The organism is Roseomonas sp. CAU 1739 (genome assembly GCF_039839775.1).
Classification (GTDB): domain Bacteria; phylum Pseudomonadota; class Alphaproteobacteria; order Acetobacterales; family Acetobacteraceae; genus Neoroseomonas.
Genome location: NZ_JBDOQQ010000034.1, coordinates 1 through 26351 on the forward strand (window position 1 = coordinate 1; position 26351 = coordinate 26351).

The following is a 26351-nucleotide window of genomic DNA, read 5'->3' on the forward strand; positions in this document are numbered from 1 at the left end:
GCGCTGCAGGACCAGCGCTACGCGTCGACCTACATCTTTGGCGCCGTCTGCCCGCGCGAGGGCAAGGGCGCCGCACTGGTCCTGCCCTTCTGCAACACCGCGGCGATGAACCTGCACTTGGCCGAGATCAGCACCATGGTCAGCCCCAGCAAGCATGCCGTGCTGCTGCTCGATCAGGCCGGATGGCACCTCTCCGGCGACGTCGTCGTGCCGGACAACATCACCCTGCTGCCGCTGCCACCGAAATGCCCCGAGCTGAACGTCATGGAGAACGTCTGGCAGTTTATGCGCGACAACTGGCTCTCCAACCGGGTCTTCCAGGACCACGACGACATCGTCGACCACTGCTGCCACCACTGGAACCGCCTGATCGATCAGCCCCGGCGCATCATGTCCATCGGCCTCCGCGAATGGACACATGAGTTCTGATCTGTGGAAGTTAGTATCAGCTCCCCACCGAGGTGCGCGGAGAGCTTGGCGCCATTCTCCGGCTCGCAGAGGCGGCGCGGGGTGGCGGAAATGGCAAACGCCCCAGCGTGGTTGCTGAGGCGTTCTTGTCGCAAGTCAAGCTGGATGCGGGGACGCGCATCGGCTTATGCCGAACGCGCTTGATCTCCCGGGAGCATATCGATCCCCAAGGTTTCCGGGATACGGCCCCGAGACATCGCTAGCGAGTTCCGGACGCTCAGACCAAGCAGTGATCGTCATCGGGCCTTCAAATTGGAGGTGCCGCTTTCACGGGAATGAGTTATTATGTACGGTCTAGAGAGTACATAAACATGCATTCCGACGATTGCGACCCCTCCCCTGCCCCCAGGCAGGCCCCGCGTACTCGTGCCCCCGAACAAACGCGGCGCGACATCCTCGACGCCGCCACGGCCGAATTCAGCGAAAAGGGCCTCTCGGGCGGTCGGGTGGACGACATTGCCGCGCGGATGAGCACGACCAAGCGCATGATCTATTACTACTTCGGTGGCAAGGAGCAGCTCTACGCCGCGGTTCTCGAACGCATGTACGGCGGCATGCGCGATGCGGAAGCGGCGCTCAACCTCAACGACCTGCCCCCGGCCGAGGCCCTGCGCCGATTAGTCGAGACCACCTTCGACCATCACGCCGCGCATCCGGAGTTCGTGCGGCTCGTCAGCGTGGAGAACATCCATGAGGCGAAGATCGTTGCTTCCTCACCCACCATCCGCGCGCGCAATGCGGCGGTGATCGGTAGCCTGCGCGATCTTCTCGAGCGCGGGGAACGCGAAGGCGCATTCAGGCCGGGGCTCGATGCCCTCGACCTTCACATGCTCATCAGTTCCTTCTGCTTCCACCGCGTGTCCAACCGCCACACGCTGACGGCCATCTTCGGCCGCGACCTGCGCGCGCCGGACGTCATGGCCATCCAGCGCCGCATGATCGTCGAGACCGTGCTGCGCTACGTGGATCCCAGGCCGGACGCGATCTAGGCAACTGCCCGCGCGGTGGCTGGCGCGACCATTGCCGCGAAGTGCCGCGCCATCCGCTCGGCGTCGGGGTCGATCCCGGTGAAGAGCCGGAAGGCGCCCGCGGCCTGGAACACCGCCATGCCGCCGCCGTCCAGGGTGCGGCAGCCGAGCGCCCGCGCCGCCTTCAACAGCGCCGTCTCCAGCGGGAAGTAGATGATCTCCGCAACCCAGAGGCGCGGATGCAGGAACGCGACCGGCAGCGGCGTGCCGGGCAGCTTCGCCATGCCAACCGGCGTGCAGTTCACGAGACCCACCGCCTCGGCCACCTCGCGCGCCAGGTCAACCGCGATGGCAGCTCGGCCGGCACCGAAGCGCCTGCACAGGGCCTCGACCAACGCCTCAGCGCGCGCGGTATCCGTGTCCGAAATCGCGAGGCGCTCAACCCCCTCGGCCAGGAGCGCCGTCGCGACCGCCGCACCGGCGCCGCCCGCGCCGAGTTGCACGGCGCGCCCGCGCGCGACACCGGGCAGGCCGCGCCGGAACCCCGCGGCGAAGCCGGAGCAGTCGGTGTTGTGGCCGATCCGTCGCCCATCCCGCAGGACCACCGTGTTGACCGCCCCGAGCGCGGCGGCGTCTGGCGAAAGTTCGTGAAGCAGCGGCAGCACCGCCTGCTTGCAGGGGTAGGTGATGTTGAGACCGGCAAAGCCCATGCGCTCGGCCGCCGTCAGAAGCTCTCCCAGCGCCTCCGGACCGAGGCCAAGGGGATCGAGGTCGATCCGCTGGTAGATCAAGCGCAATCCCTGCTCCCATGCTTCGCGCTCATGCATCGCAGGCGTGAGCGAGCCCTGGATGCCGCGCCCGATCAGGCCGGCGAGGACGGCAGGACGGTCTTGGTTCGAACTGATCATGGACGGTGCCTCCGGCGGATAGCTGGGCGACAAAAAACTGCTTGCGGTGCGTATGTACTATCCAGTACGTACACGTCAACGCAGATCGGGTGCCATCCGGACGAACCCGGCCCGGCCTGCGCCCAAGAGCACAAGCACGGAGGAACCAAGATGTCTCTCAACCGCCGCAGCCTGGGCGCAGGCGCCCTTGGCTTCATCGCAGCAGGCCTCGCCGGGGCCCGTACCACCGCGCAAGCACAGGATGCCTATCCGGGCAACCGCGCCGTCACGATCGTCGTGTCCTGGGCCCCGGGCGGGTCAACCGACTTCGTGGGCCGCGTCCTCGCCCTGCAGATGTCGAAGGAACTGAACGGCAACGTCGTGGTGGACAATCGGCCCGGCGCGTCCGGCACGATTGGTCATGCTTCGGTCGCGCGGGCGCGGCCGGACGGCTATACGCTGCTGCTGGGCGTGAACTCCACCTACGCGATGTCGCGCCACCTTTTTCCCAACCGCGGCTACGATGATGAGCGCGCCTTCGCGTCGATCGGTCGCGTGGCGGTCTCGCCGATCTTCCTCTGCGTCAATCCCCGCATCGGCGTCCGCACCATCGCGGAGCTGGTCTCGAAGGCGAAGGAAGCCCCCGGGCGCATGTCCTACGCATCGTCCGGCGCCGGGTCGTCCGCGCATCTCGCCACCGAACTGTTCCTGCGGACCGCGGGCATCGACGTCCAGAACGTCACCTATCGCGGCGGTGCGCCGGCCGTGCAGGCGCTCATCACGGGCGAGGTGCAGGTTGCCTTCGTCGATGCGGTCACAGCGCTGCCCCTCATGGCGGCCGGCTCCATCCTCGCGATCGGGTCGAGCACGCTTGAGCGCAATCCGCTCGCCCCGACGGTGCCGACCATTGCCGAAAGCGGCTTCCCTGGCTTCGAGGCCACGAGCGACTTCGCCCTGCTCGCGCCCGCCGGCACACCGGAGCCCATCATCCGTCGCCTGCACACGGCGATGGCCGCCGCAATGACCAATCCCGAATTGCTCGAGCGGCTACGCGCGAATTCGATCTTCCCGACGGTCGGCACGCCCGAAGCCTTCCCCGACTACATGCGGACCGAAAGCGCCAAATGGGCGGAGGTGATCCGCACCCGCGGCATCACGCTCGAATAGCATGCCAGGCGGCGCGGCGGTCCCGCCGCCGCGCCCTTTCCAGGAGGACACGCCATGGCCGGCGAACCCTGCATCATCTCGGTTGCCATCACGGGATCGGTACCGCGCAAGAAGGACAATCCGGCACTGCCGGTGACTGTCGCGGAACAGGTCGAAAGCACCCACGCCGCCTATGAGGCCGGTGCCGCGCTGGTGCATGTCCACGTGCGCAACGCGGACGAGACGCCGTCCTCCGACCCCGAGAAGTTCGCAGCCTTCCAGGACGGCATCCGGAAGCACTGCCCCGACATCATCGTGCAGTTCTCAACCGGCGGACGTGGCCGCGCGCTCGAGGCCCGTGGTGCCATGCTGCACCTTCGGCCCGACATGGCCTCGCTGGCCACGGGAAGCGTGAACTTCCCCACTATCGTCTATGAGAACCCGCCCGACTTCGTGCGTAGCCTGGCCGTCACCATGCGCGATGCGGGCATCAAGCCCGAAATTGAAGTCTTCGACCTGGCCATGCTCTACAACACTGCCGCTCTGGTGGCGGAGGGGCTGATCTTGCCGCCGCCGCATGTCCAGTTCGTCTTCGGCGTGAAGCATGCGCTGCCAGCCCGGCGCGACATCCTCGAATTCGAGGTCGCGAAGCTGAGGGAACTGCTGCCCGGCGCGACGTGGACCGCAGCTGGCATCGGCCGCAATCAGTTCGAAGTCGCGCGCTGGGCGCTCGAGATGGGCGGGCACTGCCGCACGGGGCTGGAGGACAACATCCGCATCGATCGCACCACGCTCGCACCTTCCAACGCCGCGCTCGTCTCGCGCGTCGCGGTGCTCTGCGCCGAGCACGACCGGCCCATCGCCACCGCGCGGCAAGCGCGGGCGATGCTCGGCCTCGCTGCAACGCCAATCGCCCGGGCCGCCTGAGGAGACGCCGCATGCACACTGCTCCGGAACTTATCGCACGCGATCCCGCAGCGCATCCGCCGGCGCTGACACCGATCTACAAGACCAGCGCTTTCCGTTCCCCGCGGATGCCGCTGATCTCGCTGCAGAACTCGCTCTCCGAGGTCACCGGTCCGGTATTCGGACAGAATGAGCTCGGCCCGCTCGACAACGACCTGGTGCTGAACTACGCGCGGACCGGCGGCGCGCCAATTGGCGAACGCATCATCGTGCATGGCCAGGTGCTGGACGGGAACGCCCGGCCCGTGGCCGGCGCGTTGGTGGAGTTTTGGCAGGCGAACGCCGCTGGCCGGTACCGCCACAGGAATGATCGCTTCGACGCGCCAGTTGACCCGAACTTCGGCGGCTGCGGCCGAGCCCTAACCGATGCGGGCGGTCGCTGGCATTTCCGTACGGTGAAGCCCGGCCCATACCCCTATCGGAACCGGGTGAACGACTGGCGGCCTGCGCATATCCACTTTTCAGTCTTCGGCTCGGGCTTCGCGCAGCGGTTGATCACGCAGATGTATTTCGAGGGCGATCCGCTGATCCGCCACGACAGCATCATGCAGACCATTCCGGACGAGCATGCGCGCGAGCGGCTGGTGGCGCGGCTCGACCTTTCGGCTTCGGTGCCGCTGCACACGCTGGCCTATCGCTGGGACATCGTGCTGCGAGGGCACCGTTCCACGCTGTTCGAGAACCGCCTGCAGGGGAACTGACGCGATGATGATCACGCCCGACGCCCTCGGCCGCCTTCCGGAGACGCCGTCCCAGACGGCGGGCCCCTATGTCCATATCGGCCTGATCCCGAAGCAGGCGGGCTTCGACATATTCGAGAACACCCTTGGCGAACATCTGGTCGCGACCGCGACGCGCGGTGAGCGCATTCGTGTAGAGGGCCGCATCTTCGACGGCACTGGCACGCTGGTGCGCGATGCGCTGGTCGAGATCTGGCAAGCCAATACCGATGGTCGTTACGCGCATCCTGCCGACCGACAGGAAGGCAAGGCGACAGATCCCGCATTCCGCGGCTGGGGTCGGACGGGCACGGATTTCGAGACTGGCCTATGGTCCTTCGAGACCATCAAACCGGGGCCTGTCGCAGGACGCCGCGGCCATCAGGATATGGCGCCGCATCTCAACATCTGGATCGTCGCGCGCGGCATCAACCTCGGTCTCGCGACGCGGATGTATTTCGACGACGAGGCGGCGGCGAACGCAGCCGACCCGGTGTTGAACATCATCGAGCAGGCGGCACGCCGACGGACGCTCGTCGCGCAGCGCGACGAGCGTGACGGTCGAGCAGTCTACGTATTCGACATCCGCCTGCAGGGCGAAGACGAGACGGTTTTCTTCGACGTCTGAGGTGGGGGGCGCGATGCGGCGGCTGAGTAGGGCCCTTGCCCACCGGCGAGCCGTACGCTGCGCATCGAGCTCATTGAAGGACTGACGGCGATGCTGCGCGTCAGGGCGCGCAGAGGGCCCGATGCAGCAAAGGGCACCGGGCCTGTCGGCACGGACCCTGATTTGTTCGTGGGTTCGGTCAAAGTCGGAACGGGGACGCGCATCGGCTTATGCCGAGCTTGGCTGGGATGACCCGTCGCCGTAGGCGTACCTTCGACTCGAATCCCGTTCGGTCCGCCAGTTTCAAATCGCGTCGCACTCTCCGCCAGACCAACCACCGCGCTGAGTGGCAAGTTTCTTGGGGTTTTCCGCGCTGACCTGTTGAGTAGCCAGACGCGGATAAAGCGCAGGATAGCTCTCCGTGGGCGATCTCTCTCCGAACCTGTTGACTTGGCCGATTTAGTACGGACCTCGCAAAGCAAGGTAATCGGCCGACTTCAGCGCGACCCGCCCCGCGTGCGGGTTCGATATTTCACCTGGTTCTCCAGATCGGATCTCAACTGCTTCTGTTCGGTACGCGCTGAGAGCTGATCCGCCCGTCAGCCCTACCGGCCGCGCCCCTGCCGCGCAAAGCGTCAGAGGCAATAGCAGTTTCGGGGTACGACTGTCCGCCTCCCCCGAGGCGACGACCGCGAGCGTGAAGGCCGTGGCCGCCCGCTTAAGACCTATTCGTGCATTTTTGCAGCGGCCGAAGTGGATGCGCTGGCGGACCCACAATCGCATTTGGAAATGGGAAGCCGCGATGGAGCGTTTATGACGCGATTTGCTTCGCCTTCGCCCTGACCTCGGTGTCGCCTGGATGTCCCGGAACGTGACGAGCGCAGGAGCCCAGAACCCCTGGCTCTCGTGAGCAATGGCGCGATCTCCTTTGTCCGAAATGGTACGGAGAAGCGGTGGCAAAGAAGGCATTCTGTCTCGTCCCGCGTGAAGGCGGGTGTTCGCCAGCGCAATCGTGGCCGCCGTCGGAGTGCGTGTGATGAGCGCATCGGGGTTCTATGAGCGGCAGCATGGCAGGGTGGAAATAGACATCCTGCCGGACGGGTGGCTGACAGCGGCGGCCGTGTCGCAGGAAGGGGTGGCCGTGGCCGCACTACGTCGCGCTTGCGACATCCTGGGCAGCCTTACGCTGCTGGTTCTGACACTGCCGCTTTTGCTGCTGACCGCCCTCGCGATCCGGCTCGAGAGCCCGGGCCCTGTCCTCTATCGGCAGGACCGTGTCGGGCGGCATGGGCGCGTCTTCAGGCTGTTCAAGTTCCGTAGCATGACCGTGGATGCGGAAAGGGATGGGCCATGTTGGGCCGCGCCCTGTGATCCGCGGGTCACCCGCGTCGGGCACTTTATCCGGCAGACGCGGATCGATGAAATTCCGCAGGTCCTGAACGTGCTGCGCGGAGAAATGGCCCTGATCGGCCCACGGCCCGAGCGGCCGGCCTTCGTCGAGCATCTCACCGCCGTCATTCCGCATTACGCTAGCCGCACGGCCGTCCGCCCCGGCATCACCGGCTGGGCGCAGGTCAACTATCCCTACGGCGCTTCCGTCGAGGATGCTCGCAACAAGCTGGCCTACGACCTCTACTACTTGCGCCACCGCAACTTGACGCTCGACCTCTCGATCGTCCTAGGTACCGTTCGCGTGGTCCTGCTGCAAACAGGTGCGCGGTGACAATTCCAGTCGCCGGCTGCCCTGTTGCTGCACCGGTTGGTGGGCTTCCGACTGTCTTACGAGGCGCGCTTGCGCAGCCGCGGCGTCAAGGGCTACTCCGGATTTCTGCGCGTGCGCCTCGCCCATTTGTCTGAAATCGAACCGAGAACCAGCGACCGAAAAGGCATTCTGCCGCGCCCGGCGTGAGGGCAAGATCATGAGCAAGCCAATTGAAATATTGCAGATCGGACCGGAAGGCAGGCTCCTTCAAATCTGCGACGGAACCCTGTTCGGGCATCTAGATCTCTGCACTCACGGGCCCGTTCCGGCAGAGTTGCTCGAATGCCTAACTCATCCGTCTGTCATCGCGTATTTGGCCCGGTGGCTGTCCCAGGAAGGGGTTCTGGTCGGCAGCCCTCATCCACCGTGTCTTGATTGGGAACTGGTGGCAATCGACGTCCCCGCGGCACGCGGGCGGCTATCGGCATAGCCGGGGACCGTGTGATGACACTGAAATCAGACAGCAGACCTTCCATCGCTCCGTTCGGTAACTCGGGAGCACCTGCAACGCAGGGCACGAAGCCGATGTTTCGGTCGGAGGGCTTCAGCGCAATCCACGCCGTATCCGCGTCGGCCGCAGCGCGTGTGTTTGCTGAGCAGCTCGCATTTGAAATCTGCGGCGATGAAGGGTTCTGCGGACACGTGCGCCAAGTTGGTCAAGGGATCAGAGGCGACTTCGACTGTTTCATTGCTCATGAACCGCGGCGCGCGGGTGCTACGATCGGCGAGACCGTCCGGATCCACGTCGAGCCAGTCTGACGGAGAGCGCGTCTTCCGTGAGCGTCAGCATGGGAGTGGCTACGCCCGCCGTTAACCGAGCAACCGCGTGAACGCGTGGCGGACCGCATGATAGCATTCGCAGGAAGCTGCCTCGAGACTTGGACGGTCGGTGACCGTTATCTTGCCGCGGGCATATTGTATCAGTCCGGCGCGCTGCAGCATTCCGGCGGCAATCGTCACCCCTGGGCGACGCACTCCCAGCATCAGCGAGAGGAACTCGTGGGTCATCGCGAACTCATCCAGCTCGGCGCGGTCATGCGCGATGAGCAGCCAACGAGCGAGACGGTTCTCGATGGCGTGGCGCGCGTTGCAAGCCACCGTCATCGTCACCTGAGTGTGGAAGGCCAGCGCATAACGCAGCAAGAGATTGCGCAAAGCAGAGCTACGGTCCAATTCAGCGCGAAGCGTCGCCGCGTTGAGCTTTAGCGCATTGCCCTCCAATTGCACTCTGCTCTCGGTGACGGCGAGATTGTCGCCGTAGATGACGGGTAACCCAACCAGGCCCTCCGACCCAGCGATCCCCGCTTCGACCTGCTCCCCGCTCTCAAGCGTGACGACGAGGGACACCATGCCTGTCTCGACGAAGTATACCGCGTCTATGGGCTGACCGGCCACGTGGAGAACCTGATCGAAGGGGAGTTCGGCTACCTCCAAATGGTGCTCAAGCTGCACCCAATCGGCGGGCGGGAGTGCCGCGAGGAGGCGGTTGCGAACGGACGATTGCCGCCTCGGAATTCGGACCATCGGCGCTCCAGTTCTGGCGGGAGCGCTGGCCTCTCTCAGTCATCCACGAGCCGGGTCGGTGCGGACGATGACGCCGACTATGGCCCGGCGTCCGGACAGTTTCAACAAGTCGAACGGCCATGAGATATCCGCAGGCCCCACCGTTCGGATCTTCGGTTAGCTGCAACGTGCCTCATCGCGTCACAGCCCTGTCCGCTTCCCGCAGCTGCGCCGTGGCCCATCGATAGCCGTGCGGGCCGCAGCGCGTCGCCAGCTCCATAATGTCGGCCGTCAGTGCCACCTCATCATCGGTGCCTCGCGGCACCTTGAGCCCCGTCGATCTGTGCTGCCCCAGCACCGCGCAGGCCGTCCGCTCCAGCACGCCAAGCTGGCGCATGACATGCTCGACGCAGGCCTGCCGCCGCGCGGGGCTCAAAACTCTCCCCGTCCCATCATCAACCTCCCAAAGCCGCCCGCCGGAACTACATTACTGGCGGACTGCTTCTGCGGGGTCACGTACATGTCCCCCAGCCATGAAACCGGTCGAGACGAGGGAACAGGCGGGAAGCGCTCCCACGCTCCGCCTGTCGGGCTCTGGCTTTTGCTTGGACTCGCTAGCTGGATCCTCTGTGCGTTCGCGCTCTGGGTGCTAATCGGCGCCATTTCGCTTCTGCTCGGGACCGGCACGTAGCGGCCGTCATCCCTGGCAAAGCCCTCGGCCGCGCCTTCGATCGGCGCCGGGTACTGCGATGCGACGAGACGGGCTGCGGCGCGACCGCGCTTTGATGTGGCCGCAACCCTCTCCGCCGCGCCGCGTTCGCCCAATGACGGTCGCCGTGGTCCCCGTCTTTCGGACAGATGGTTAAGCTCGGTTCGCCTTCGAGAAGGACGGACCCGGATGACGGGCAAGCGGACAAGGTATTCGGCGGAGTTCAAGGCGAAGGTGGCGCTGGAGGCGCTGCGGGGTGAGCTGACGGCGGCGCAGTTGGCCGCGAAGCACGGCATCCACCAGAGGATGGTCGGCGAATGGAAGCGGCAGGCCATCGAGGGGTTGGCGGCTGTTCTCAGCGAAGTCGGCGACGACGGAGACGGCGAAGGCGGTCGAGGCGGATGTGGAGAAGCTGCACGCGAAGATCGGGCAGTTGCTGGTGGAACGGGATTTTTTGGCGAAAGCCTTCGGTCGATGAGTGTCGAACGGAGGCGGGAAATAATAGAGCCCGAGCATCCACGATTGTCGATTGTGCGGCAGTGCGAGTTGGCGTCAATCAGCCGCTCGGGGTTCTATTACCGGCCCGTGGGCGAGCCGGCCCTGAACCTGACGCTGATGCGGCTGATTGACGCGCAGTTCCTGGAGACGCCGTGGTACGGCTCACGTCAGATGGCGCGGCATCTGCGGCGCGAACGCTATGGTGTCGGCCGTAAGCGGGTTCGGCGGCTGGTGTCCAGGATGGGTTCTCCCTCATTAGGCCAACATCGCAACGACACCCACGCATCACGATCGTCCATACGCTGCAACTTCCGCGCCTGCTGGGGGGTTGATGTTTCATCTCCGAACGCAAACCGGGGAAGGAACCTTGCAATGACAGACAAGCTTGATCGCGTGCCGCGCCAGAACGGGGAAGAGACACCTAGGGACAAGAAGCCTTCCCAGACGGTTCCCTTACCAACGCCGGCGCACGCCAAGCATTCGGAACCGCCGCCCACTCCTTCGCCGAACGAGGAGCGCCACAAAGAGGTAGGCGCCCCGGGAACTATCGACGCTCCCACTCCCGAAGTAGCGAAATCGTCGCATTGATGCCGGTGACGTTGGGGGTGTTGATCCTCATGACATATCCACCGTCTCACGCGGTTCAGAATGTCGGGGTTGTGATCCCCGCGACGTCGGGCACTCCCTATCATGCCGCCGCGTGATTCGGCCAGTCGTGCGGGAAGGCGTGGGGTCGGCAAGCAATCGGCTGATTCACCCCGTGCCAACGGCAAGCGTGCCCTCCGCACCCTCCATCCAAATCGCGTTGCCGCTCCATCGCGGCTTCCAATTCCGTCCGAATTTGCTTGCATGTCCGCTGACCGATCCACTCTTTCGCAGTGGCAACGGCTCCTCACAGTGCGTGTAGGGGCGGTGCAACCTGCGATGTAGCCCGCTGCAGTTGCAGGCGCTCGTGGTTTGATTCACGCCTTCGCACTCTACAATGCATAGACCAGCCGATACGCGCCGCGCCCCGGTTCACGAATAGATCGCCAGCGCTAGGCAGATTGAGCGTCGCAGCGCGGCGCTCGGTGGCATGACAGACCCACCACCAGCGCTCGTCACTGCAGCGGCAGGGCTTGGTTTCCAGATGAACTGTCTGGTCGCGCAGGCCGATGAAGGTGAAGAGGGGCGAGATCCACGCCTGCGCCGCAACCCCGCCACAGGCGCGCGCGTTCAGTTAGCAGGGGTGCCCATTCCGGGCGCTTGCAGAAACCAGAGGTAGGTCATGGACAAGGATCGGATCGCGGGCGCCGCCAAACAGGTGAAGGGCAGCGTCAAGGAAGTGGCCGGCAAGGTGCTCGGCGACGCCAAGCTTCAGGCCGAAGGCAAGACTGACAAGGTCGAAGGCAAGGTGCAGAATGCGGTCGGCGGCGCCAAAGATGCTGTGCGTGACGCCCTTCGCAAGCCGTAAGCGGGCAGTTGGATTCCGCTCCCGGCTTCCGCGGCGCTGACGTGGCGCGCCATGCGAGACGCGCAGGGCATTGACGAGGATGTGCGCCCCAAGATCACTGGCACTGCGCTACATTTGGGGCCCTGATGGGGCGCTGCCCCATCACGGAGATTGGCCCCAGTGACGGCAACCCAGGCTTGCTACGAGCGCTTCGGTGCCGTTGCCGGGTTCAGAGAGAGGGGGCAGGCCATGGCTGTGGTCCGTCTTACCGACGCGGAGCGGAAGGCTGTTGCGGCTCTCGCACCGTTCGCGTTCGCACGAGAGTTTGTCGAAGGGGATCCGAAGGTGCAGCGCGAAATGGCCAGGCTTCGCGCAGCCGCGGAGAGTGTCGTCCGGTCGCCAAACGCTGTTATTTCGTCCGGTGACCTGGCGGCTTTGCTCCGGATCGCTGAGGAACCCCCTCCTGTTGATGTAGCGACGTCGCTAACAGTTCTGAGCAGTTGTCTGAACCGCGCTTCCTAACTGGGCCCTGGTCGGACGGGTAGCTCCCATGCAGAGCGCACCTCCCTTCGATCAGGGCTGAGGTCGAGCGATCCGTCAAGAATGTGGAGTTGAAACTATGAGCGCACCATCAGACGCGAGTGAGAAGGCTCAGAAGCCGGCCACCTACTTTGAGGCGCCCAGCGATGTCGCGACTGACCCTCATCTGTCGGTGGGTGAGAAACGAGAGGCGCTTGATACCCTCGAACAGGATGCGCGGCAGTTGGCCGAGGCGTCCAACGAAGGTATGGCCGGTGGCGAACCCAACAACCTCCACGATGTCCTGCAAGCCAAGGCTGAGACTGATGCGGATGAGGATGGAGCCCCTCCGGCAACGTGGGGCGGCGAACTGACCCGAACGGTCCGCGAGCGACCATTCTGGGCCGTAGGATTGGCTCTGCTGGCCGGAGTTGGCATAGGCGTTGGTCTGCGACGTTAAGGCTCCTTCGTCGCGGCCTGCCCGAGCTATGCGTTCGCGACGCATCGCGCAGAGGAGTGAAAGTCGGCTTCGAAGGCAGCGGTAGGAAGCAGCGCGTCAGTTTGGCCGGCTTCTACCCGGCCGATTGTTCCGTCGTGCAGCGCGCACCCAGAGGACCTTTCGATGCACATCCGTGCCGGCTGCCAGATCATCTACGACTGCCCGCAACCGACGCCGATGCTGCTGGTCATCAGCCCGCACCCGTCCCGGCTGCCGGACCTGATCGGCCCGCATCGGGTCGCCTTCGATCCGCCGCTGCCCTTCCTCGACTACACCGACGCCTTCGGCAATCGCTGTACGCGGATCGTGGCGCCGCAGGGGCGGACGACCATCTCGACGCAGCTGCTGGTGCAGGATTCCGGAAGGCCGGACCTGCATGTGCCGGCGGCTTGGAAGCTGCCGGTCGAGCAATTGCCGGATGAGATCCTCGTCTACCTGCTCGGCAGCCGGGACTGCGACACCGACAAGCTGACCGAAACCGCCTGGTCCCTATTCGGCCACGGCCCGACCGGCTGGGCGCGGGTGCAGGCGATTTGCGACTTCGTCCACAACCACATTGTCTTCGGCTACGAGCACGCCAGCGCGACGCGGTCGGCGTCGGAAGCCTTTGCAGAGCGCAAGGGCGTCTGCCGCGACTACGCGCACCTCGCGATCACGTTGTGCCGCTGTGTGAACATCCCGGCGCGGTACTGCACGGGCTACCTGGGCGATATCGGCATGCCGCCGCCCTATGCCGTGATGGATTTCGCGGCGTGGTTTGAGGTGTATCTCGATGACCGCTGGCACACCTTCGATGCACGCAACAACGAACCGCGCATTGGGCGCATCCTGATGGCACGCGGGCGCGATGCAACGGATGTGGCGATCGCGACGACCTTCGGGCCTTGCACGCTGGCAGGGTTCACCGTGTTCACGGATGAGGTCGTGAGCTGATACGGCGGCGCTGCGGCTATGTTTTTGGTGAAGCTTCTGCGTCCTACGCACGGGTTCCCATTAAGCGCCGCGATCCTCTCCGTAGGCTTCATGTCGGCTCGAATTTGGCGCTGGCTGATCACCCTAAACGGCCTTTGATCACCAACAGGTCCGTGGAAAGGCGATGCGGACGGCGGTGCGCCGATATCTCCAAATTCCCGTTCTTCAACACACACCGCATGGGAACGGCTCAGTGTATCCCTCGATCGACAAGCATCGGCTCGGGATGTGGCAAGGGCGCCAATTGTCGCCATGGCCCTCCGCCGTTACCGCCGAGACCGAGAAAGGAAGTCGGCCAGAACGGCCACTTCCTCGGAGCGGATAAATCGCGCCCGATCGGCCGACGCCGGTTGGAACGTTGCTGCGCCGCAGCGTCAATCACTGGGCATAGCCGCCTACAACGGGGAGGATCTCACCCGTGATGTAACTCGACATCTGCGGCGATGCGAGAAACACGTAGGCCGGTGAAAGTTCCTCGGGTTGAGCTGGGCGTTTCATCGCTATCTTACCACCGAACTGCTTCGCTTTTTCGCCGTCGTCGCTGGGGTTGAGCGGCGTCCATACGGGGCCTGGCGCGACCGCGTTGACCCGTATGCCCTTCGGCAGGAGGCTGCCCGACAAGGCACGCGTGAATGCATGGATGCCGCCCTTCGTCATCGAATAATCCACGATGGACGAGCTGCCCTCAAAGCCGGTCACCGATCCGGTGTTGATGATGGACGACCCAGGTTTGAGGTACGGTAGGCAAGCCTGCACCATGTGAAAGTAGCCGTAGAGGTTAGTTTTGATGGTGAGATCAAAGTGCTCATCTGACAGATCCTCAAAGCGAGACACGTGCAGCTGGAAGGCGGCATTGTTCACGAGCACGTTGAGGCCACCGAGTTCATCCACGGCGCGGCCCACTGCATCGTTGCAGAACGATCGGCTGGTGACGTCCCCAGCAATGGAAAGGCACCGCCTGCCTTCCCTTTCCACTGCCCCGCACGTGACATCGGCGTCAGCTTGCTCGTCAGGCAGATGGATGATGGCGATGTCGGCGCCCTCACGCGCAAATAAGACAGCAACGGCACCACCGATTCCGGAGTCGCCGCCGGTGATGATCGCTTTCATTCCATCGAGCTTCCCGGATCCGCGATAGAATGGCGCATCATACAGCGGCGCGACCTGCTGCTTCATTTCCAGACCAGGCTTGTCAAGCTCCTGATCGGGAAAAGGCGGTTCGGGATATCGTCGCGCTCGAGCTTGCATGGCCGATGACATTTCTTCACGCGGGCGCGAGGCATCCGTCTGTCGGACCTGCTCCTGCACTGCACGCTGGCGTGCTGATATGTCGGAGATATCGATCACATCATTTCTCCCAGTGAAAGCGCGACGGTCGCCAGCAGCACTGAGAATCGCAGCGGCTACAAGGTGCGCGGATCGGCGTGTCTGGGGCAACGCCTGCAGCATACAGAAGCGCGGGGCGCGGCGAACATCGAGCCCGCCGCGCCGCTCGCTTATGCTGCTTTTCTGTCCTTCGCGCGCTGGTTTGCACCGGCCTTGGCCAGCCCGCTGAGGTCCTTGTCCGTCTGCGTCTCCTCCCGCAGCGTCTCATCGAGCAGCGCAGCCGCCTCGGGGTGACCCAATTCCATCGCCCACGCCTTCAGAGTCCCGTACCGGGTCATCTCGTAGTGCTCGACGGCCTGCGCTGACGCGATCAGACCGGCGTCGAGGGCGGGGTTGCCTGCAAACTCCTCCATGATTTCGTCGCCCTCGGCGACGATGCCTTCGATGGCGTCGCAGGTCTTGCCACGTGCCGGTTTTCCGAAAGCTTCGAACACCCGTGTGAGCCGCTCGATCTGGCCCTGCGTCTCCTCCTGGTGTTTGGCAAAGGCTTCCTTCAGTTGGGGCGATTGCGCCGCGCGCCGCATCTTCGGCAACGTCTTCAGGATCTTCTTTTCCGCGTAGTAGATGTCTTTCAGCATGTCGTGAAAGAGATCTGCGAGGGTCTTTTCGTTGGCCATGGGACGCACTCCTGATTGTGAATGTTGTAGGTAGCTTGGGGACGGTGACTGTAAACCTCCGTCCCCGCTGGCAAATCAGCTGCGTCGCGGAAGTTCGTTCTCCGGCCGTGCACCGCTGATGTTGGTGCCCGCGATGTCATCGACGGCACGGCTGGCCATGGTCCCGGGGGGATTGCCCGGCGCGCCATCCGGAATGGAGCGCGAAACTTCGAGTTCGTTCTCAACGTACCGGTTCCAGCCTGACGCGCGGTAATCTGCTTCGCGGGTCGTCAAGTTGACCGGGCCGTGTGCGGAGAGAACATCCGACGCGCGTCCCATCCGAGCGTCGTCGGTGCGAACGGTCACGATAGTACCGCCGCGGCGAACGCCCTCGGCATAGACGTGCGCCTCCCTTTCTTCGACGCCTGATCCGGTTAGGGAGCCCAGCAGGCCGCCCGCGACCGCGCCTGTGCCGAGGCCGGCGAGCGTCGCAGCTAGCCAGCCGGCGGCAACCAGGGGCCCAATGCCGGGAATGGCCAGCATCCCGATTCCCGCAAGCAGGCCAGCCCCACCACCCACAACGCCTCCGACCGAGGCGCCAACGACAGCGCCGCTCTCCGTCGTTGTCGTCGTGGTGGTGTCAGCTACGGCCCCCTGCTGTCCGAGAATGCTGACTTCGTCCGAGGTGAAGCCCGCCGATTCAAGATCGCGGACCGCTGCGAGGGCGCTGGCGTGGGTGTCGAAGAGCCATGTTTTGGTTTGAGTGGCCATGATGCTGTTCCTTTACTGCGATCAGCGCGGGGTGGTGGCGGGAGCCGGAGCAGGCGGTGCGCCAGAGCGCGTCTCGGTTGGTGCCTGCCGTGGGAGAGACGCCACTTCGGGGCCCGCGGCGATCCGGCCGCGGAAATCGAGTGCGAGATCGACGGCAAGGCCGCCCCGCATCCCCCGTCCGCGCCAGAAGCCGGCTTCGTCCTTCACGAAACCGGTGACGTTCGTGAAACCGGCATCCTCGAAGCGGGATTGCGCCTGGCCTTCCGTGAAGCTGTTGGCGCCGCGTTCCAATGCCGCGGCAGAGACGATCTGGTTGGTCTGATCGGGCCGGGCATCCGACGACGGCCTCGTTGTCATGGGTGCGTTCGCCGGTGGCGGCGTTACTGGCGCCCCTGTGGGAGGGGTGGCCGGGGGCGATACCGGCTGCTGGGCGAAGGCAGCGCCAGCGGCACTGACCGAGCCCAGCACAGCGGCGACGAGGATTGTGGAGCGCAGGGTGTTCAAGGCGTTCTCCAGTTTCATATGGCTCAAAATTCGACGCGCCTATGCGCTGCTCGAAATTGGCCCGAGGTGTGGAAAGACCGGCGGCGGCTCCGCTGCGACTGGATTGCTGCGCTGTGCGCCCGCTGCGTCCAATCCTTGGATGCCGCTGCCGGTCCGTTAGAGAACGGAGTGCAGGCCTTAGAGTTTCCAAACGGTCGGAACCCTCCACCAGGCTTCGATGCGGCGTGCGGCATCCGGAGGTCTTGTCCCCCCTGAAAAGTGATGATCGCTGGTGGGTACCGACCAGCCGCGGATCCGTTTGGCCTTCAGGGGAGGAGGCGTTGTGCTCTCCCAAGTAGGTAGCCCCCACGCTTTCCTCGAGGTTCACATGTTCCGACGCATCGATAAGCTGCAGACTGACGTGCCTGGGCCGAAGCGGCCGGACCCCAAGGCGGCCGCTGCCCTACAAGCAGTGCTGGGCGAGGTGGGGTCCAACCCACGGTGGCCTGGCACTCGTTCGTCCAGATGTTTGCATCTGCCATTCCACCGGCCACGGCTCCATCAACTCCGACAGAGAGATCCTGTCCGGCTGGCGCCCCTCCAGGATCGCCTCGACGATGTTCGGCGCCAGGAGCGTCAGCCGCAGCACGCGCGAGACGTAGGACGAGTTGATCTTCTCGGCCGCTGCCAGATCCTTGATCGTGGCGAACTGCCCGGACTCCAGCAGACGCCGCCACCGGTGACGCCGGCTCCCGGGGTCGCGCCGGCCCCGGGCACAGTCGCCAGCCCAACCGTCCCCACGGCGCCTACGTTCGTGCCCAGCACGCCCCCCACGGGCTCCGCGACGACAGTCCCCAACGCACCGGGGGTAGGTGCGGCGCCGCGCTGAACCCAGGCAAATGGCTGCAAGATGCTGATCCGAAGCCGGCGGCGCTGCCCACGCTGAAGAACTTAGATGCGCAGCATGAGGTCATCGGCGTCGGGCATGTCCGACGCGTGGATGGAGAACCGTCCCACCCGCTGCGACAGCGCGGAAGCGCCCTGCCTTCGCCGACGCCTACCAAGTGAGTTTCGATCGGCGAACAGCGAAGCCTGAGTGAACTTTCTCGGCACGGCAGCGTTTATCTTAAACGCTCCTACGAAAGGAGACTTCGATGGCAAGTGGCGACGAATGGCCCCGGGATAGGCACACTCGAGCGTTCATTGATGGACCTCGCGATGTGCATCGAGACGATGCGGCACTGCTCAGCGAGATTTCCGGACTAGAGACCGAAATCTCCGCGTTGAGGAACGAGATCACCGCGCTGAGCACAAAGGTTGAGACCCTTCGGACCGATCGCGTCGCCCCAACCGTCAGTGAGGCCGCGGACCGAGCCGGGATCGTGGCGCATGATGCAGTCGCAGCGGTTCAGCAGAGCGCGGCAGCCATGGCCAGTACGGTGCGAGGCCAACCATTGACCACAGTCGGCGCCGCCATGTTGGCAGGCTTTACCATCGCCCAGTTGATGCGGCGCTAAAGATGCGCCAGTCCCGGCTCCGTAGGGTTGCAGCGCAGGCTGAGGAGCTTCTAGCGCCGCGAGGCCCCGGGTTAGCCCGCCGCGGCACCTGGAATGCAGCCGCTCTCGTGTTCGCGTTCGCTGCGTGGATGCGCGGGAAAAAATGGGACGGCGTCCAAATCGTTTGGACCGACTAGCGGGGTCAGACCCAACTCGAATCTCCGGGAAGTGCGTTTCCTTCCGAACGAAAGGATCAAAGATGAATAATCTCATCTATATCGTCGGCCTCGTGGTGATTGTGGTGTTCGTCCTTGGCTTTCTTGGACTGCGCTAAGAAAGGTCCAGTGTCGTAAAGCCAGGATGTAGCCGAACTGCGGGTCGTCGCGCCGAAACATCGTGGCATTCGAAAGCCTCGATAGAAGCACCGTGGCCGCACTCGAGAGCCTGGCGCGGCCCGCATGACCCCAGGAACGGTGATCACCGGGAGGAGGTTGCCCTGGAGAGCAGCCTTGACACAGTCGTGTGGGTCCACACGGTTGCGTGGCGCGGCGTTGCTACGCCGTTGGCCGTAAGCGCGCGCGCAAGCTCAGCGTGGCCGACCAGACCATCCCCCCGCAGTCGCTCCAACTCGAAGTGCAAACGGTGCGCGGTCAGATCCGCGGCCTCGCGCCGCGCTACCGCGGCTGCGGTGGCGTTCGGCCCCGCTGGCGGCCGATAGCCCCGGTCCCCACCAAGCGCTTTGCCACGAGCCTTGGCCGCCGCCAGCGCCGCCCTGGTCCTCTCACTGATCAGGTCCCGCTCCTTCTGCGCCATGGCGGCGTAGATCCGCAGCATCAGGTCGTCGGCATTGGGCATGTCCGCCGCGCGGATCGAGATGCCGTCCTCCAGCAGCTGCGACAGAGTGTGTGCGCGACGGGTGATGCGGTCGAGGCGGGCAGCGACCAGCACCGCGTCCAATTGTCGGCATCGGGCCAGAGCTGCTTGAAACCCTGGCCGCCGATCGTCCTTTCCCGAGGCGATGTCGGAATACTCCGCCACCAGCGCCCAGCCCTGCGTCACGACGAAGGCCCGGATACTGGCTTGCTGGGCCTCCAGGCCCAGCCCGCTTTGTCCCTGCCCGGCGGTCGAGACCCTCGTGAGCCCGACCGCGAGGCGGGGCGTCTGTGCACCGAGGCGCATCAGCCGGCCTCCGCCGGCGGGGTCGCGGCGGCAATGCGGTAGATCGAGTAGGACCCTTTCGCACCCTGCTTGTTCGGGCCGACCTGTCGGATGCGCTCCAGCACTTCGACAGTGACGCCCTTGCGCTTGAGGCCGGCGAGGAAGCCGCGGACGGTATGGGGCTGCCAGTCGGTGGCGTGGATGATCTCGGCGATGGTGGTGCCCTGGTCGCGGCACAGCAGGGTGAGCACGGTCTCCTGCTTGGTGCCGGTGCGGGGCTGACGCGCGGCGGCGGGGTCGCGCGTGAGGCGAGGTATCCGCGGTGCGGTGGATAGAACCTCTCGCAGACCCGCGACTGCGTCGTCGAGGCCGTCACGCTCCGGCGCGTCCCAGGCGGCCAGGATCGTCGCCGCGGCGATGCGCAGGGTGGCCGCGCGGCCCGTGGGCCCGTGCTGACTCACGGACGGGCGCTGTTGGCCCTCTGGCGCCGCGCCGCTGGGTGAGGGCGGAGCGGGCTCCAACGCCGCCAGCGAGTCTCCCATGGGCGCCGTGGGCAGAAGGGCCATTTCGGTCGGGGCGCTGTCGGTGCTCGCCGATTCGGCAAGGTCGCCGGCCATCGGGTCCGCGCCTTGCGTCTTCGATGCGGCCTCCGGCTCGGCGCCGATCGCTGCCAGCCCCGCTGCGGTGATGCGCAGCGTGATCCAGGCGCCGTCCTCGTCCTGGCGCCAGCCAAGCGCGATCGTCTCGCGAGGGGCGGGCACCTCCTCCAGCAGCCCTTTGCCGATCATGCTGCGCAGGACGGCTTGGCGCGCCGCGGCCGGCAGGCGCTCGGGCGGGATCGCCAGCCTGTCACCGTGCTGGCTGGCTTGGCTGAGGATGATGCGTTGAGTGTCGGATAGCTTCGTCATCGTGGGGCTCCGGTTCGGCACCCGATGTTCCGGGCGTTACCGGCCCGAGCCCCGCGATTGAGGTTTTTTGCGGAGCAGCGCGGTGGTCTCCGCGCCAGTGACCATTCGCTCAGTCTCTCCGCGAAGCCAAGCGAAGGTCGCGATCATCTTGTTGCTTTACTCAGCAGTAACTTCGCGTCGCCGGCATCCGCGCGGGCGAAATGGGTTTCGTGCCGGCTATCCCTACCTTGCCGATGAATGCGAGGTGCCGGAGCACATCCGACCGCTCCATCAGCCGCCGCGCGATGGGGGGGATGTCCGCATCATGATCGAAAGTCTCCAGGCGGCGGTGCATCGCACCCAAAGGCCATTTGAATGCACGCATCGACCCGTGCAGCCTCCAAGGGAGGCGATCTACGAGCACTTCTGCGGCAGCGTTTTGCGCTGGTCTACGGCAGCGTTCTTAGCTAGCAGCAGCACACGGGCAGGGCGGCAATCCTTGCAGGTGAGCGTCAGGCTTTCGGTGCGGTCGCCGCCGCCACGGCCACCGACACGCCGGCCTGAGACAGAACCGCTTCTCCGTCCGTCGCATCGCCGCCGCGCTTGCGGTCAAGCATCCACGCGCCGGTTCCGAAGTGGACCATCCGCATCCACGCATGCATCCCACCGAGCCACATACCGAGCATCGGGTTCGTCCTCATCAACGCGCTCATGGCTTCCTCGCATCAATCCGTGGAACGCGTGCGCCCCGCTGAAGAAACAAGCCCACGCGCCATGAATCACCAACGCGCAGGACATTACGCGGTTGCACCGGATCGATGACCATCGAGCAACGCTGGCAAACGCGACGCAGCATTTCATCGAACGGCAGGCCATTGCGCGACCATCAACAACAGCGCGGCGGGCCAGGTGATCTACGGTTCTGCGGTAGTGGCAGCACGATCATTGCCGCCGAGACCACCAGCCGAATCTGGTGCCCAATGGAGGTCCACGCGCGCTACGTGGACGTCGCGGTCCAGCGGTGGGAGCGGTTCACCCATCACGAGGCAACTCTCATTTGCAGCGCGAGTCGCGTCCGTCATCTCCAGGCGGCAAAGCATGCCAGCGTGAATGGGGCTGCTTGAAACCAGTCAACGATACGCCATTTACCATCCACACAGATGGTATAGGGATGTTCACGCAGTGGCAGGCAACGTACACGAACTGCGGCCCAAGGCCAGCAGCGACACCGAAAAGATCACCATCAATCTCGGTTACGTCGATCTCGGCCATATCGATCTGCTGGTGCAGGATGGCTTCTATTCGAACCGGACAGACTTCATCCGCACTGCAATCCGCAATCAGATCGACCGGCACGCTGACTCGACCAAGCAGTCTGTGGCCAGGAAGAGCCTGGATCTTGGGCTGCGGCACTTCAGCCGCACGGACCTCGAAGCGGCCCTTGCGGCGGGGCAGCGGCTCAACATCAGGGTACTGGGTCTCGCCAGCATCGCGGCTGATGTCACACCGGAACTCGCGCAGGCGACGATTGCTTCAATCTCCGTCCTGGGGGCGCTGCAGGCCAGCGCCGCGGTGAAGGCCGCGCTCGCCGACCGCACCCTCTGACCGACCCGACCCCGACCGCACCGCTTCCCGCTAACTGCCGTCCTGCATTCGAACGGCGACCATCAGCCTCCACCATCGACATTCCGCGACAGGATGCAGAGCGAGTCCACTTGCGACCCGGGCTGGCCCTGGGTCCGCGCATTGAAGGTACTAGAGATGAACGCGATCCTCCCGAACCACATGCTTGAGGCGACTCGTCTCACCCGCGAAGGCAAGCTGACCGAAGCCTCCGTGCTGCTGCAGCGCGTGTTCCATGGCGAGGCACTGGCTGACAGCCTGGCGACTTCGCCGCAGGACACAGCCGCACCGGCGGCTGGACGCCCGCGGCGCATTTTCGACGTCGATCCCGAGACGGGCGAGGTGTCGGGTTCCGCGCCCGCCCCGGAGCCGCGCGCAACGGCGGCCGGCCGCTGGCCGACCGGGGGCCTAGGTGCGGCCACGATGCCGCAGATGCCGCAGATGCCGCAGATGCCGCAGATGCCGCAGATGCCGCAGATGCCGAAAGCGCTGCGTGGCTTCCTCAATCAGATCAATCAGGGCGGTTTGGCGCAGGGCCTGGCCGGGCTGGCGCAGGGTCCGATGGCGCGTCCGGCCGAGCGTTTGCCGGACGGCGCCCAGTTCCTGACTGGATCCTTCGGCAGCGACGCTGGCACCCGCGGCTACAAGCTCTACATTCCAAGCACCTATCGCGGTGAGGTAATGCCGCTGGTTGTCATGCTGCACGGCTGCACCCAGTCGCCCGACGACTTCGCCGCCGGCACACGGATGAACATGGTCGCCGAGGAGCATGGCTGCCTGATAGTGTATCCGGGCCAGCCGCAATCGGCCAACGCCCAGAAGTGCTGGAATTGGTTCAACCCCGGTGACCAGCAGCGCGACCAGGGCGAGCCTGCGCTGATCGCGGGCATCACCCGGCGGGTCATGCGCGACCACGCGATTGACCCGCGCCGGATCTATGTCGCCGGCCTCTCCGCAGGCGGTGCGGCGGCCGCCATCATGGCGCAGGCCTACCCCGATCTGTATGCGGCGGCCGGGGTGCATTCCGGTTTGGCCTGCGGCGCGGCGCGCGACATGCCCTCGGCCTTTGCCGCCATGCGCCAGGGCGCGACAACGCCGCAGCAATCGGCCCGCAGTCCGACAACAGACGGAAGCCGGCGCATCGTCCCAACCATCGTGTTTCATGCGGACAAGGACCAAACGGTACATCCGCGCAACGGCGATCAGGTCATAGCGCAATCCGCTGCGGCCGGCGGGCTGCGAACCGAGGTGCAGCGCGGACAAGTGCCAGGCGGCCACACGTATAGCCGCACCGTCTATGCCGATGCCGCAGGCCAGACAGTGCACGAGCAATGGCTGGTGCATGGTAGCGGCCATGCCTGGTCCGGCGGCAGCGCTGCCGGATCCTACACCGACCCGCGGGGCCCCGATGCGTCGCGCGAGATGCTCCGCTTCTTCCTGGAGCATCCGCAGAGCAGCCGGGCGGCGTAACCACGCTCTGCCGGGTCGCCTCAATCGGCGACCCGGTAGACCGCGTAGCACCCCCGCGCGCCTTCATTGCTCGCGCCAACCTGGCGAACGTGCTCCAAGCGCCTTAACGGTGATGCAGCGGCGTTTGAGGCCGGCGAGGAAGCCGCGGACGGTATGCTGCTGCCAGCTGGTAGCCTCGAGCTTCCGTCCAAGTTAAAGGGCATGTTTAGTCTTCGATCATAACTGGACGAAGGTTCTGGTCGCCGCGCTTACGTCTGGGCTGCTGGATTTCTACCTCGTCCCGCCGCACAGTTTCCTTCACCGTCTCGATACGCTGGGTGCGCTCCATCCGCACGACAATCTCCTCACGCAAGCGGAGCCGCTTCTCGACCGTCGGAACCTCCTCGGTCTCAATGATTTCGATCGTCACGTCGGTCAGGATCTCGCCGGTGACCTGGTCGCTCACCGGCCGACGGCGCTCCACCACCACCCTCTCGCTCTGCAGCGTGATCTGCCGCTCGACTGGCGTTTCGACCACGAAACGGCGAATGCGTGCGGTGCCGCGGTTTTCCGTGCGCTTGCCGACCTCGAGAACCTCCTCGCCAAGCGGGATCACTTCCTCCAAGCCGGACACCCCGCGGGCCGTCGTGGGGTCTGGCTGCCGCGCCCTCTGCATGGCCGAGAGCCAGGGCCACATGAACATGTTGGTCAGTGCCAGCGCAGGTGGCTGAGTTTGTCTCGCTGCGGAACCAAAAGCCGCGGTGGTCTGGCGGGCGGCCACTTCGGCAGCCTTGGCCGTAACGGCGACTGGCATAAGCGCCGCCTCAGTAAGCTGGCGCGCCTGGGCACGCACACGTTGTTCAGCGACGGCTTGCTCACGCTCAGCCTTCGCATCTTCCTGCTCCCGCAGCTCGGCCTGACGGGCGAGAAACTCGGCCTGCTCGCGCTCTTGCCGGGCCTTCGCCCGACGCTCTTCGGCCTCGTCCTGCTTGGCTTGCTCGGCCTCGGCGATGCCCGCTTCCATCTTGTCCGTAACGCCCTGGACCTGCTCGTCACTCAACGCGCGCTGAACTGCAGGTAGGAGCTCCTTCCGATCGTCCCGAGCATGCTGACGAAACACCTTTTGCAGCTCGGAGAGGCGATCCGAGAATTCCACGTCGTTCTTCGGCATGCCGTCGAGCTCCGCCAGCTTCGCACGCAGCTCCTTGTTGTCCCGGATCGCGTCGGCAACCAGGTCCTTGGTCTCAGGATTTCGTCTCAAGACCGGGAAGAGGTGCTGCTCCTCGAGGCTGGTGTGGAATTCCAGCTCGAACTTGAGTTCGGAAAAAATTTTCTCCCGGGTCTTCACTGCGCCGTCCGAAGTCTCGGACAGCCTTGCAAACAACTCATTGGCTTTGGCCGGACCGGCCTGCATCAGGCTTCGAAGGGTCATGAAGATATCCTTGCAATAGCTGCTTGTTGGATTTTCGAACGCGTCAGAAGACAGGGCTGAGCCTGTCTGTTTCCTGACGAAAAGGATGAGATTGGGAACGAAGATACCGCCAATCCAATGCTTCCCTGCGTTGGACAACGTGGAGACCGTGTCGTGGTTGCACCGCAGCAAGTGGCATCGTCTGAGCCTGGGAGCGCAAATTGTGCCCAGCAGGTTGCGCAGGCCGCAGGGGGAAATACGACGCCGGTGCGGTCGTGCGCTTCTGGAAGGCCGGGACTTCAACCCGCTCAGCGACGCCCAGCAACGTGGGACATCTGGAACAGGACTAGCGATTCATGAGCCGCATCCTGGCAATGCAGGCAGACCCGTCCGGATCAATGCTGCGATGCCAACCCCTGGCCTGCGGCTTCATCGCCTGCGCGTCCAAGGGTGACAGAGATCGCAACAGGAGCCCCGTAGCGGCGCCGCGGAAATCTTCCCCACATCCTCGCGATGTCCTCAAGCGTCACGCTACGCTTGAGCGGGCGCGAGACGACCGAATGGTCAAACACGATCGTCAGCAGACTCTCAGTGGGGGAGCACGTTTGCAACGGTGTCATGGTGATCTCCGGGATCCTGCAGGCACAGCAGGCCGATCGCCGGGTGGAACAGCCTCCAATGCGGGTCATCGACATGGATAGGGTTGCTCTGCAGCTGCACCTGACGGTCATCGTGAGTGCTGGCGAGTTGAGTAGGCTCCCACCAGACAGATAGTTTCCAGCCTCGGAAACTACCTAACCGCGGAGCGTCGGCGACCACTCATGGTTGTGCGCCTGCGGCCGCGGCGAGGGCCAGCCGGGCCAAGGCAGGCAGCGACGCAGCCCCGGTCTTCCGCATGACCGCGGCGCGGTGGTTCTCCACGGTGCGCTGGCTGATGCCCAGATCCGCGGCGATGTTCTTGCTGGGGTGCCCCGCGAGAACCCGATCCATCACCTCGCGCTGCCGTTCCGTCAGGCCTGCGATGCTGTTCGCGGCACTGTCGTGCCAGGCCAGTCGCTTACTCGAATCCCGCGCCCGCTCGAGCGCCCGGCCGATGCTGGCGAGCAGATCGTCCCGGCTGACGGGCTTCTCGATGAAATCCACGGCACCAGCCTTCATGGCCTGCACCACCATCCTCACATCGCCATGGCCGGTGATCATGATCGTCGGCAGCCGATGGCCCGCGGCCCGGAACCGATCCAGCAGCTCCAGGCCATCCATCCCAGGCAGGCGGGCATCGACCAGCACGCACCCCTCGCCGCCAGGCCGATAGGCATCGAGGAACGCCTTGGCGTCTGCATGATCCTCGACAAGCATGCCCGCATCCTCAAGCACGGCCCGGATGGCGGCGCGCACCTGGCTGTCGTCGTCGATGATGAATATGGTCGGCGACGCCG

General features: G+C 64.9%; 26 protein-coding genes and 2 pseudogenes. 15 read left to right on the forward strand and 13 right to left on the reverse strand.

The window, feature by feature from the left end:
• Both AAFN86_RS28510 and AAFN86_RS28515 read left to right on the forward strand, forming a co-directional pair.
• A partial coding sequence (locus AAFN86_RS28510; RefSeq protein ID WP_347547042.1) for an IS630 family transposase occupies positions 1-429 on the forward strand: 429 nt, incomplete at its 5' end.
• Between the two features lie 350 nt (positions 430-779).
• On the forward strand, positions 780-1457 hold the full coding sequence (locus AAFN86_RS28515) for a TetR/AcrR family transcriptional regulator (protein WP_347547043.1): 678 nt from the start codon (positions 780-782) through the stop codon (positions 1455-1457).
• Here AAFN86_RS28515 and AAFN86_RS28520 read toward each other — a convergent pair.
• On the reverse strand, positions 1454-2344 hold the full coding sequence (locus AAFN86_RS28520) for a shikimate dehydrogenase (protein ID WP_347547044.1): 891 nt from the start codon (positions 2342-2344) through the stop codon (positions 1454-1456). The two genes, AAFN86_RS28515 and AAFN86_RS28520, sit on opposite strands and share 4 nt — an antisense overlap.
• Positions 2345-2494: 150 nt before the next feature.
• Here AAFN86_RS28520 and AAFN86_RS28525 point away from each other — a divergent pair, with 150 nt between their 5' ends.
• The 6 genes from AAFN86_RS28525 to AAFN86_RS28550 all read left to right on the forward strand — a co-directional run bounded on the left by AAFN86_RS28525 (position 2495) and on the right by AAFN86_RS28550 (position 8282).
• A complete protein-coding gene (locus AAFN86_RS28525) occupies positions 2495-3490 on the forward strand; it encodes a tripartite tricarboxylate transporter substrate-binding protein (protein ID WP_347547045.1) in 996 nt (331 codons plus the stop codon).
• Positions 3491-3544: 54 nt separating this feature from the next.
• A complete protein-coding gene (locus tag AAFN86_RS28530; protein WP_347547046.1) occupies positions 3545-4396 on the forward strand; it encodes a 3-keto-5-aminohexanoate cleavage protein in 852 nt (283 codons plus the stop codon).
• A gap of 11 nt (positions 4397-4407) precedes the next feature.
• Positions 4408-5136 (forward strand): protocatechuate 3,4-dioxygenase subunit beta, encoded by a 729-nt coding sequence (gene pcaH, locus AAFN86_RS28535; RefSeq protein WP_347547047.1) that lies wholly within the window; start codon positions 4408-4410, stop codon positions 5134-5136.
• A gap of 4 nt (positions 5137-5140) precedes the next feature.
• Positions 5141-5782 (forward strand): protocatechuate 3,4-dioxygenase subunit alpha, encoded by a 642-nt coding sequence (pcaG, locus tag AAFN86_RS28540; RefSeq protein WP_347547048.1) that lies wholly within the window; start codon positions 5141-5143, stop codon positions 5780-5782.
• A 1006-nt stretch (positions 5783-6788) separates the two neighbouring features.
• Positions 6789-7484 carry an exopolysaccharide biosynthesis polyprenyl glycosylphosphotransferase gene (locus AAFN86_RS28545; protein WP_347547068.1) on the forward strand — a complete coding sequence of 232 codons (696 nt, stop codon included), beginning with the start codon at positions 6789-6791 and terminating at the stop codon, positions 7482-7484.
• Between the two features lie 483 nt (positions 7485-7967).
• Entirely contained in the window at positions 7968-8282 is a 315-nt protein-coding gene (locus tag AAFN86_RS28550) for a hypothetical protein (RefSeq protein ID WP_347547049.1), read from the forward strand.
• A gap of 51 nt (positions 8283-8333) precedes the next feature.
• On the opposite strand, the gene AAFN86_RS28555 is transcribed toward AAFN86_RS28550, so the two are convergent.
• Together AAFN86_RS28555 and AAFN86_RS28560 are read right to left on the reverse strand one after the other, a co-directional pair.
• Positions 8334-9047: a Crp/Fnr family transcriptional regulator gene (locus AAFN86_RS28555; protein ID WP_347547050.1), complete on the reverse strand. Its 714-nt coding sequence runs from the start codon at positions 9045-9047 to the stop codon at positions 8334-8336.
• A 172-nt stretch (positions 9048-9219) separates the two neighbouring features.
• Complete coding sequence (locus AAFN86_RS28560; protein WP_408906640.1) at positions 9220-9423, reverse strand: hypothetical protein; 204 nt, start codon at positions 9421-9423, stop codon at positions 9220-9222.
• Between the two features lie 501 nt (positions 9424-9924).
• Between AAFN86_RS28560 and AAFN86_RS28565 the strand changes: the two are divergent.
• The 4 genes and pseudogenes from AAFN86_RS28565 to AAFN86_RS28580 form a co-directional block, all read left to right on the forward strand.
• Positions 9925-10512: pseudogene (locus AAFN86_RS28565) on the forward strand (IS3 family transposase); the annotation flags it as partial.
• A 988-nt stretch (positions 10513-11500) separates the two neighbouring features.
• On the forward strand, positions 11501-11686 hold the full coding sequence (locus AAFN86_RS28570) for a CsbD family protein (RefSeq protein WP_347547051.1): 186 nt from the start codon (positions 11501-11503) through the stop codon (positions 11684-11686).
• A 598-nt stretch (positions 11687-12284) separates the two neighbouring features.
• Entirely contained in the window at positions 12285-12644 is a 360-nt protein-coding gene (locus tag AAFN86_RS28575; RefSeq protein ID WP_347547053.1) for a hypothetical protein, read from the forward strand.
• A gap of 162 nt (positions 12645-12806) precedes the next feature.
• The gene (locus tag AAFN86_RS28580; protein WP_347547054.1) at positions 12807-13616 is read left to right on the forward strand and encodes a transglutaminase family protein; all 810 of its coding nucleotides are present in this window, start codon (positions 12807-12809) and stop codon (positions 13614-13616) included.
• Between the two features lie 417 nt (positions 13617-14033).
• Here AAFN86_RS28580 and AAFN86_RS28585 read toward each other — a convergent pair whose 3' ends face one another.
• The 4 genes from AAFN86_RS28585 to AAFN86_RS28600 form a co-directional block, all read right to left on the reverse strand.
• The gene (locus tag AAFN86_RS28585; RefSeq protein WP_347547055.1) at positions 14034-15002 is read right to left on the reverse strand and encodes an SDR family oxidoreductase; all 969 of its coding nucleotides are present in this window, start codon (positions 15000-15002) and stop codon (positions 14034-14036) included.
• A gap of 149 nt (positions 15003-15151) precedes the next feature.
• Positions 15152-15658 (reverse strand): ferritin-like domain-containing protein, encoded by a 507-nt coding sequence (locus tag AAFN86_RS28590; protein ID WP_347547057.1) that lies wholly within the window; start codon positions 15656-15658, stop codon positions 15152-15154.
• Positions 15659-15733: 75 nt separating this feature from the next.
• Positions 15734-16408, reverse strand: coding sequence for a hypothetical protein (locus AAFN86_RS28595; RefSeq protein WP_347547058.1), 675 nt, complete (start codon positions 16406-16408; stop codon positions 15734-15736).
• A gap of 21 nt (positions 16409-16429) precedes the next feature.
• Positions 16430-16765 (reverse strand): hypothetical protein, encoded by a 336-nt coding sequence (locus AAFN86_RS28600; protein ID WP_347547059.1) that lies wholly within the window; start codon positions 16763-16765, stop codon positions 16430-16432.
• A gap of 1280 nt (positions 16766-18045) precedes the next feature.
• Between AAFN86_RS28600 and AAFN86_RS28605 the strand changes: the two genes are divergently transcribed.
• Positions 18046-18408 carry a hypothetical protein gene (locus AAFN86_RS28605; RefSeq protein ID WP_347547060.1) on the forward strand — a complete coding sequence of 121 codons (363 nt, stop codon included), beginning with the start codon at positions 18046-18048 and terminating at the stop codon, positions 18406-18408.
• Positions 18409-18864: 456 nt separating this feature from the next.
• Here AAFN86_RS28605 and AAFN86_RS28610 read toward each other — a convergent pair whose 3' ends face one another.
• The 3 genes from AAFN86_RS28610 to AAFN86_RS28620 form a co-directional block, all read right to left on the reverse strand.
• Positions 18865-19566, reverse strand: a complete 702-nt coding sequence (locus tag AAFN86_RS28610) for a recombinase family protein (protein ID WP_347547062.1) — start codon at positions 19564-19566, stop codon at positions 18865-18867.
• A complete protein-coding gene (locus tag AAFN86_RS28615) occupies positions 19566-20474 on the reverse strand; it encodes a DUF3489 domain-containing protein (protein ID WP_347547063.1) in 909 nt (302 codons plus the stop codon). The genes AAFN86_RS28610 and AAFN86_RS28615 overlap by 1 nt, the downstream gene beginning before the upstream one ends.
• Positions 20475-20944: 470 nt before the next feature.
• Positions 20945-21145 (reverse strand): hypothetical protein, encoded by a 201-nt coding sequence (locus tag AAFN86_RS28620; RefSeq protein WP_347547064.1) that lies wholly within the window; start codon positions 21143-21145, stop codon positions 20945-20947.
• A 469-nt stretch (positions 21146-21614) separates the two neighbouring features.
• Between AAFN86_RS28620 and AAFN86_RS28625 the strand changes: the two genes are divergently transcribed.
• Together AAFN86_RS28625 and AAFN86_RS28630 are read left to right on the forward strand one after the other, a co-directional pair.
• A complete protein-coding gene (locus AAFN86_RS28625; protein WP_347547065.1) occupies positions 21615-22037 on the forward strand; it encodes a CopG family transcriptional regulator in 423 nt (140 codons plus the stop codon).
• 459 nt (positions 22038-22496) lie between these two features.
• The gene (locus AAFN86_RS28630) at positions 22497-23525 is read left to right on the forward strand and encodes a PHB depolymerase family esterase (protein WP_347547066.1); all 1029 of its coding nucleotides are present in this window, start codon (positions 22497-22499) and stop codon (positions 23523-23525) included.
• Between the two features lie 63 nt (positions 23526-23588).
• On the opposite strand, the pseudogene AAFN86_RS29670 reads toward AAFN86_RS28630, so the two are convergent.
• The 3 genes and pseudogenes from AAFN86_RS29670 to AAFN86_RS28640 form a co-directional block, all read right to left on the reverse strand.
• Positions 23589-23690 (reverse strand): annotated as a pseudogene (locus tag AAFN86_RS29670) (hypothetical protein); the annotation flags it as partial.
• Between the two features lie 40 nt (positions 23691-23730).
• A complete protein-coding gene (locus tag AAFN86_RS28635) occupies positions 23731-24936 on the reverse strand; it encodes a DUF2382 domain-containing protein (RefSeq protein WP_347547067.1) in 1206 nt (401 codons plus the stop codon).
• A 798-nt stretch (positions 24937-25734) separates the two neighbouring features.
• Positions 25735-26337, reverse strand: coding sequence for a response regulator (locus AAFN86_RS28640; RefSeq protein WP_347547070.1), 603 nt, complete (start codon positions 26335-26337; stop codon positions 25735-25737).
• Positions 26338-26351 lie beyond the last annotated feature (14 nt).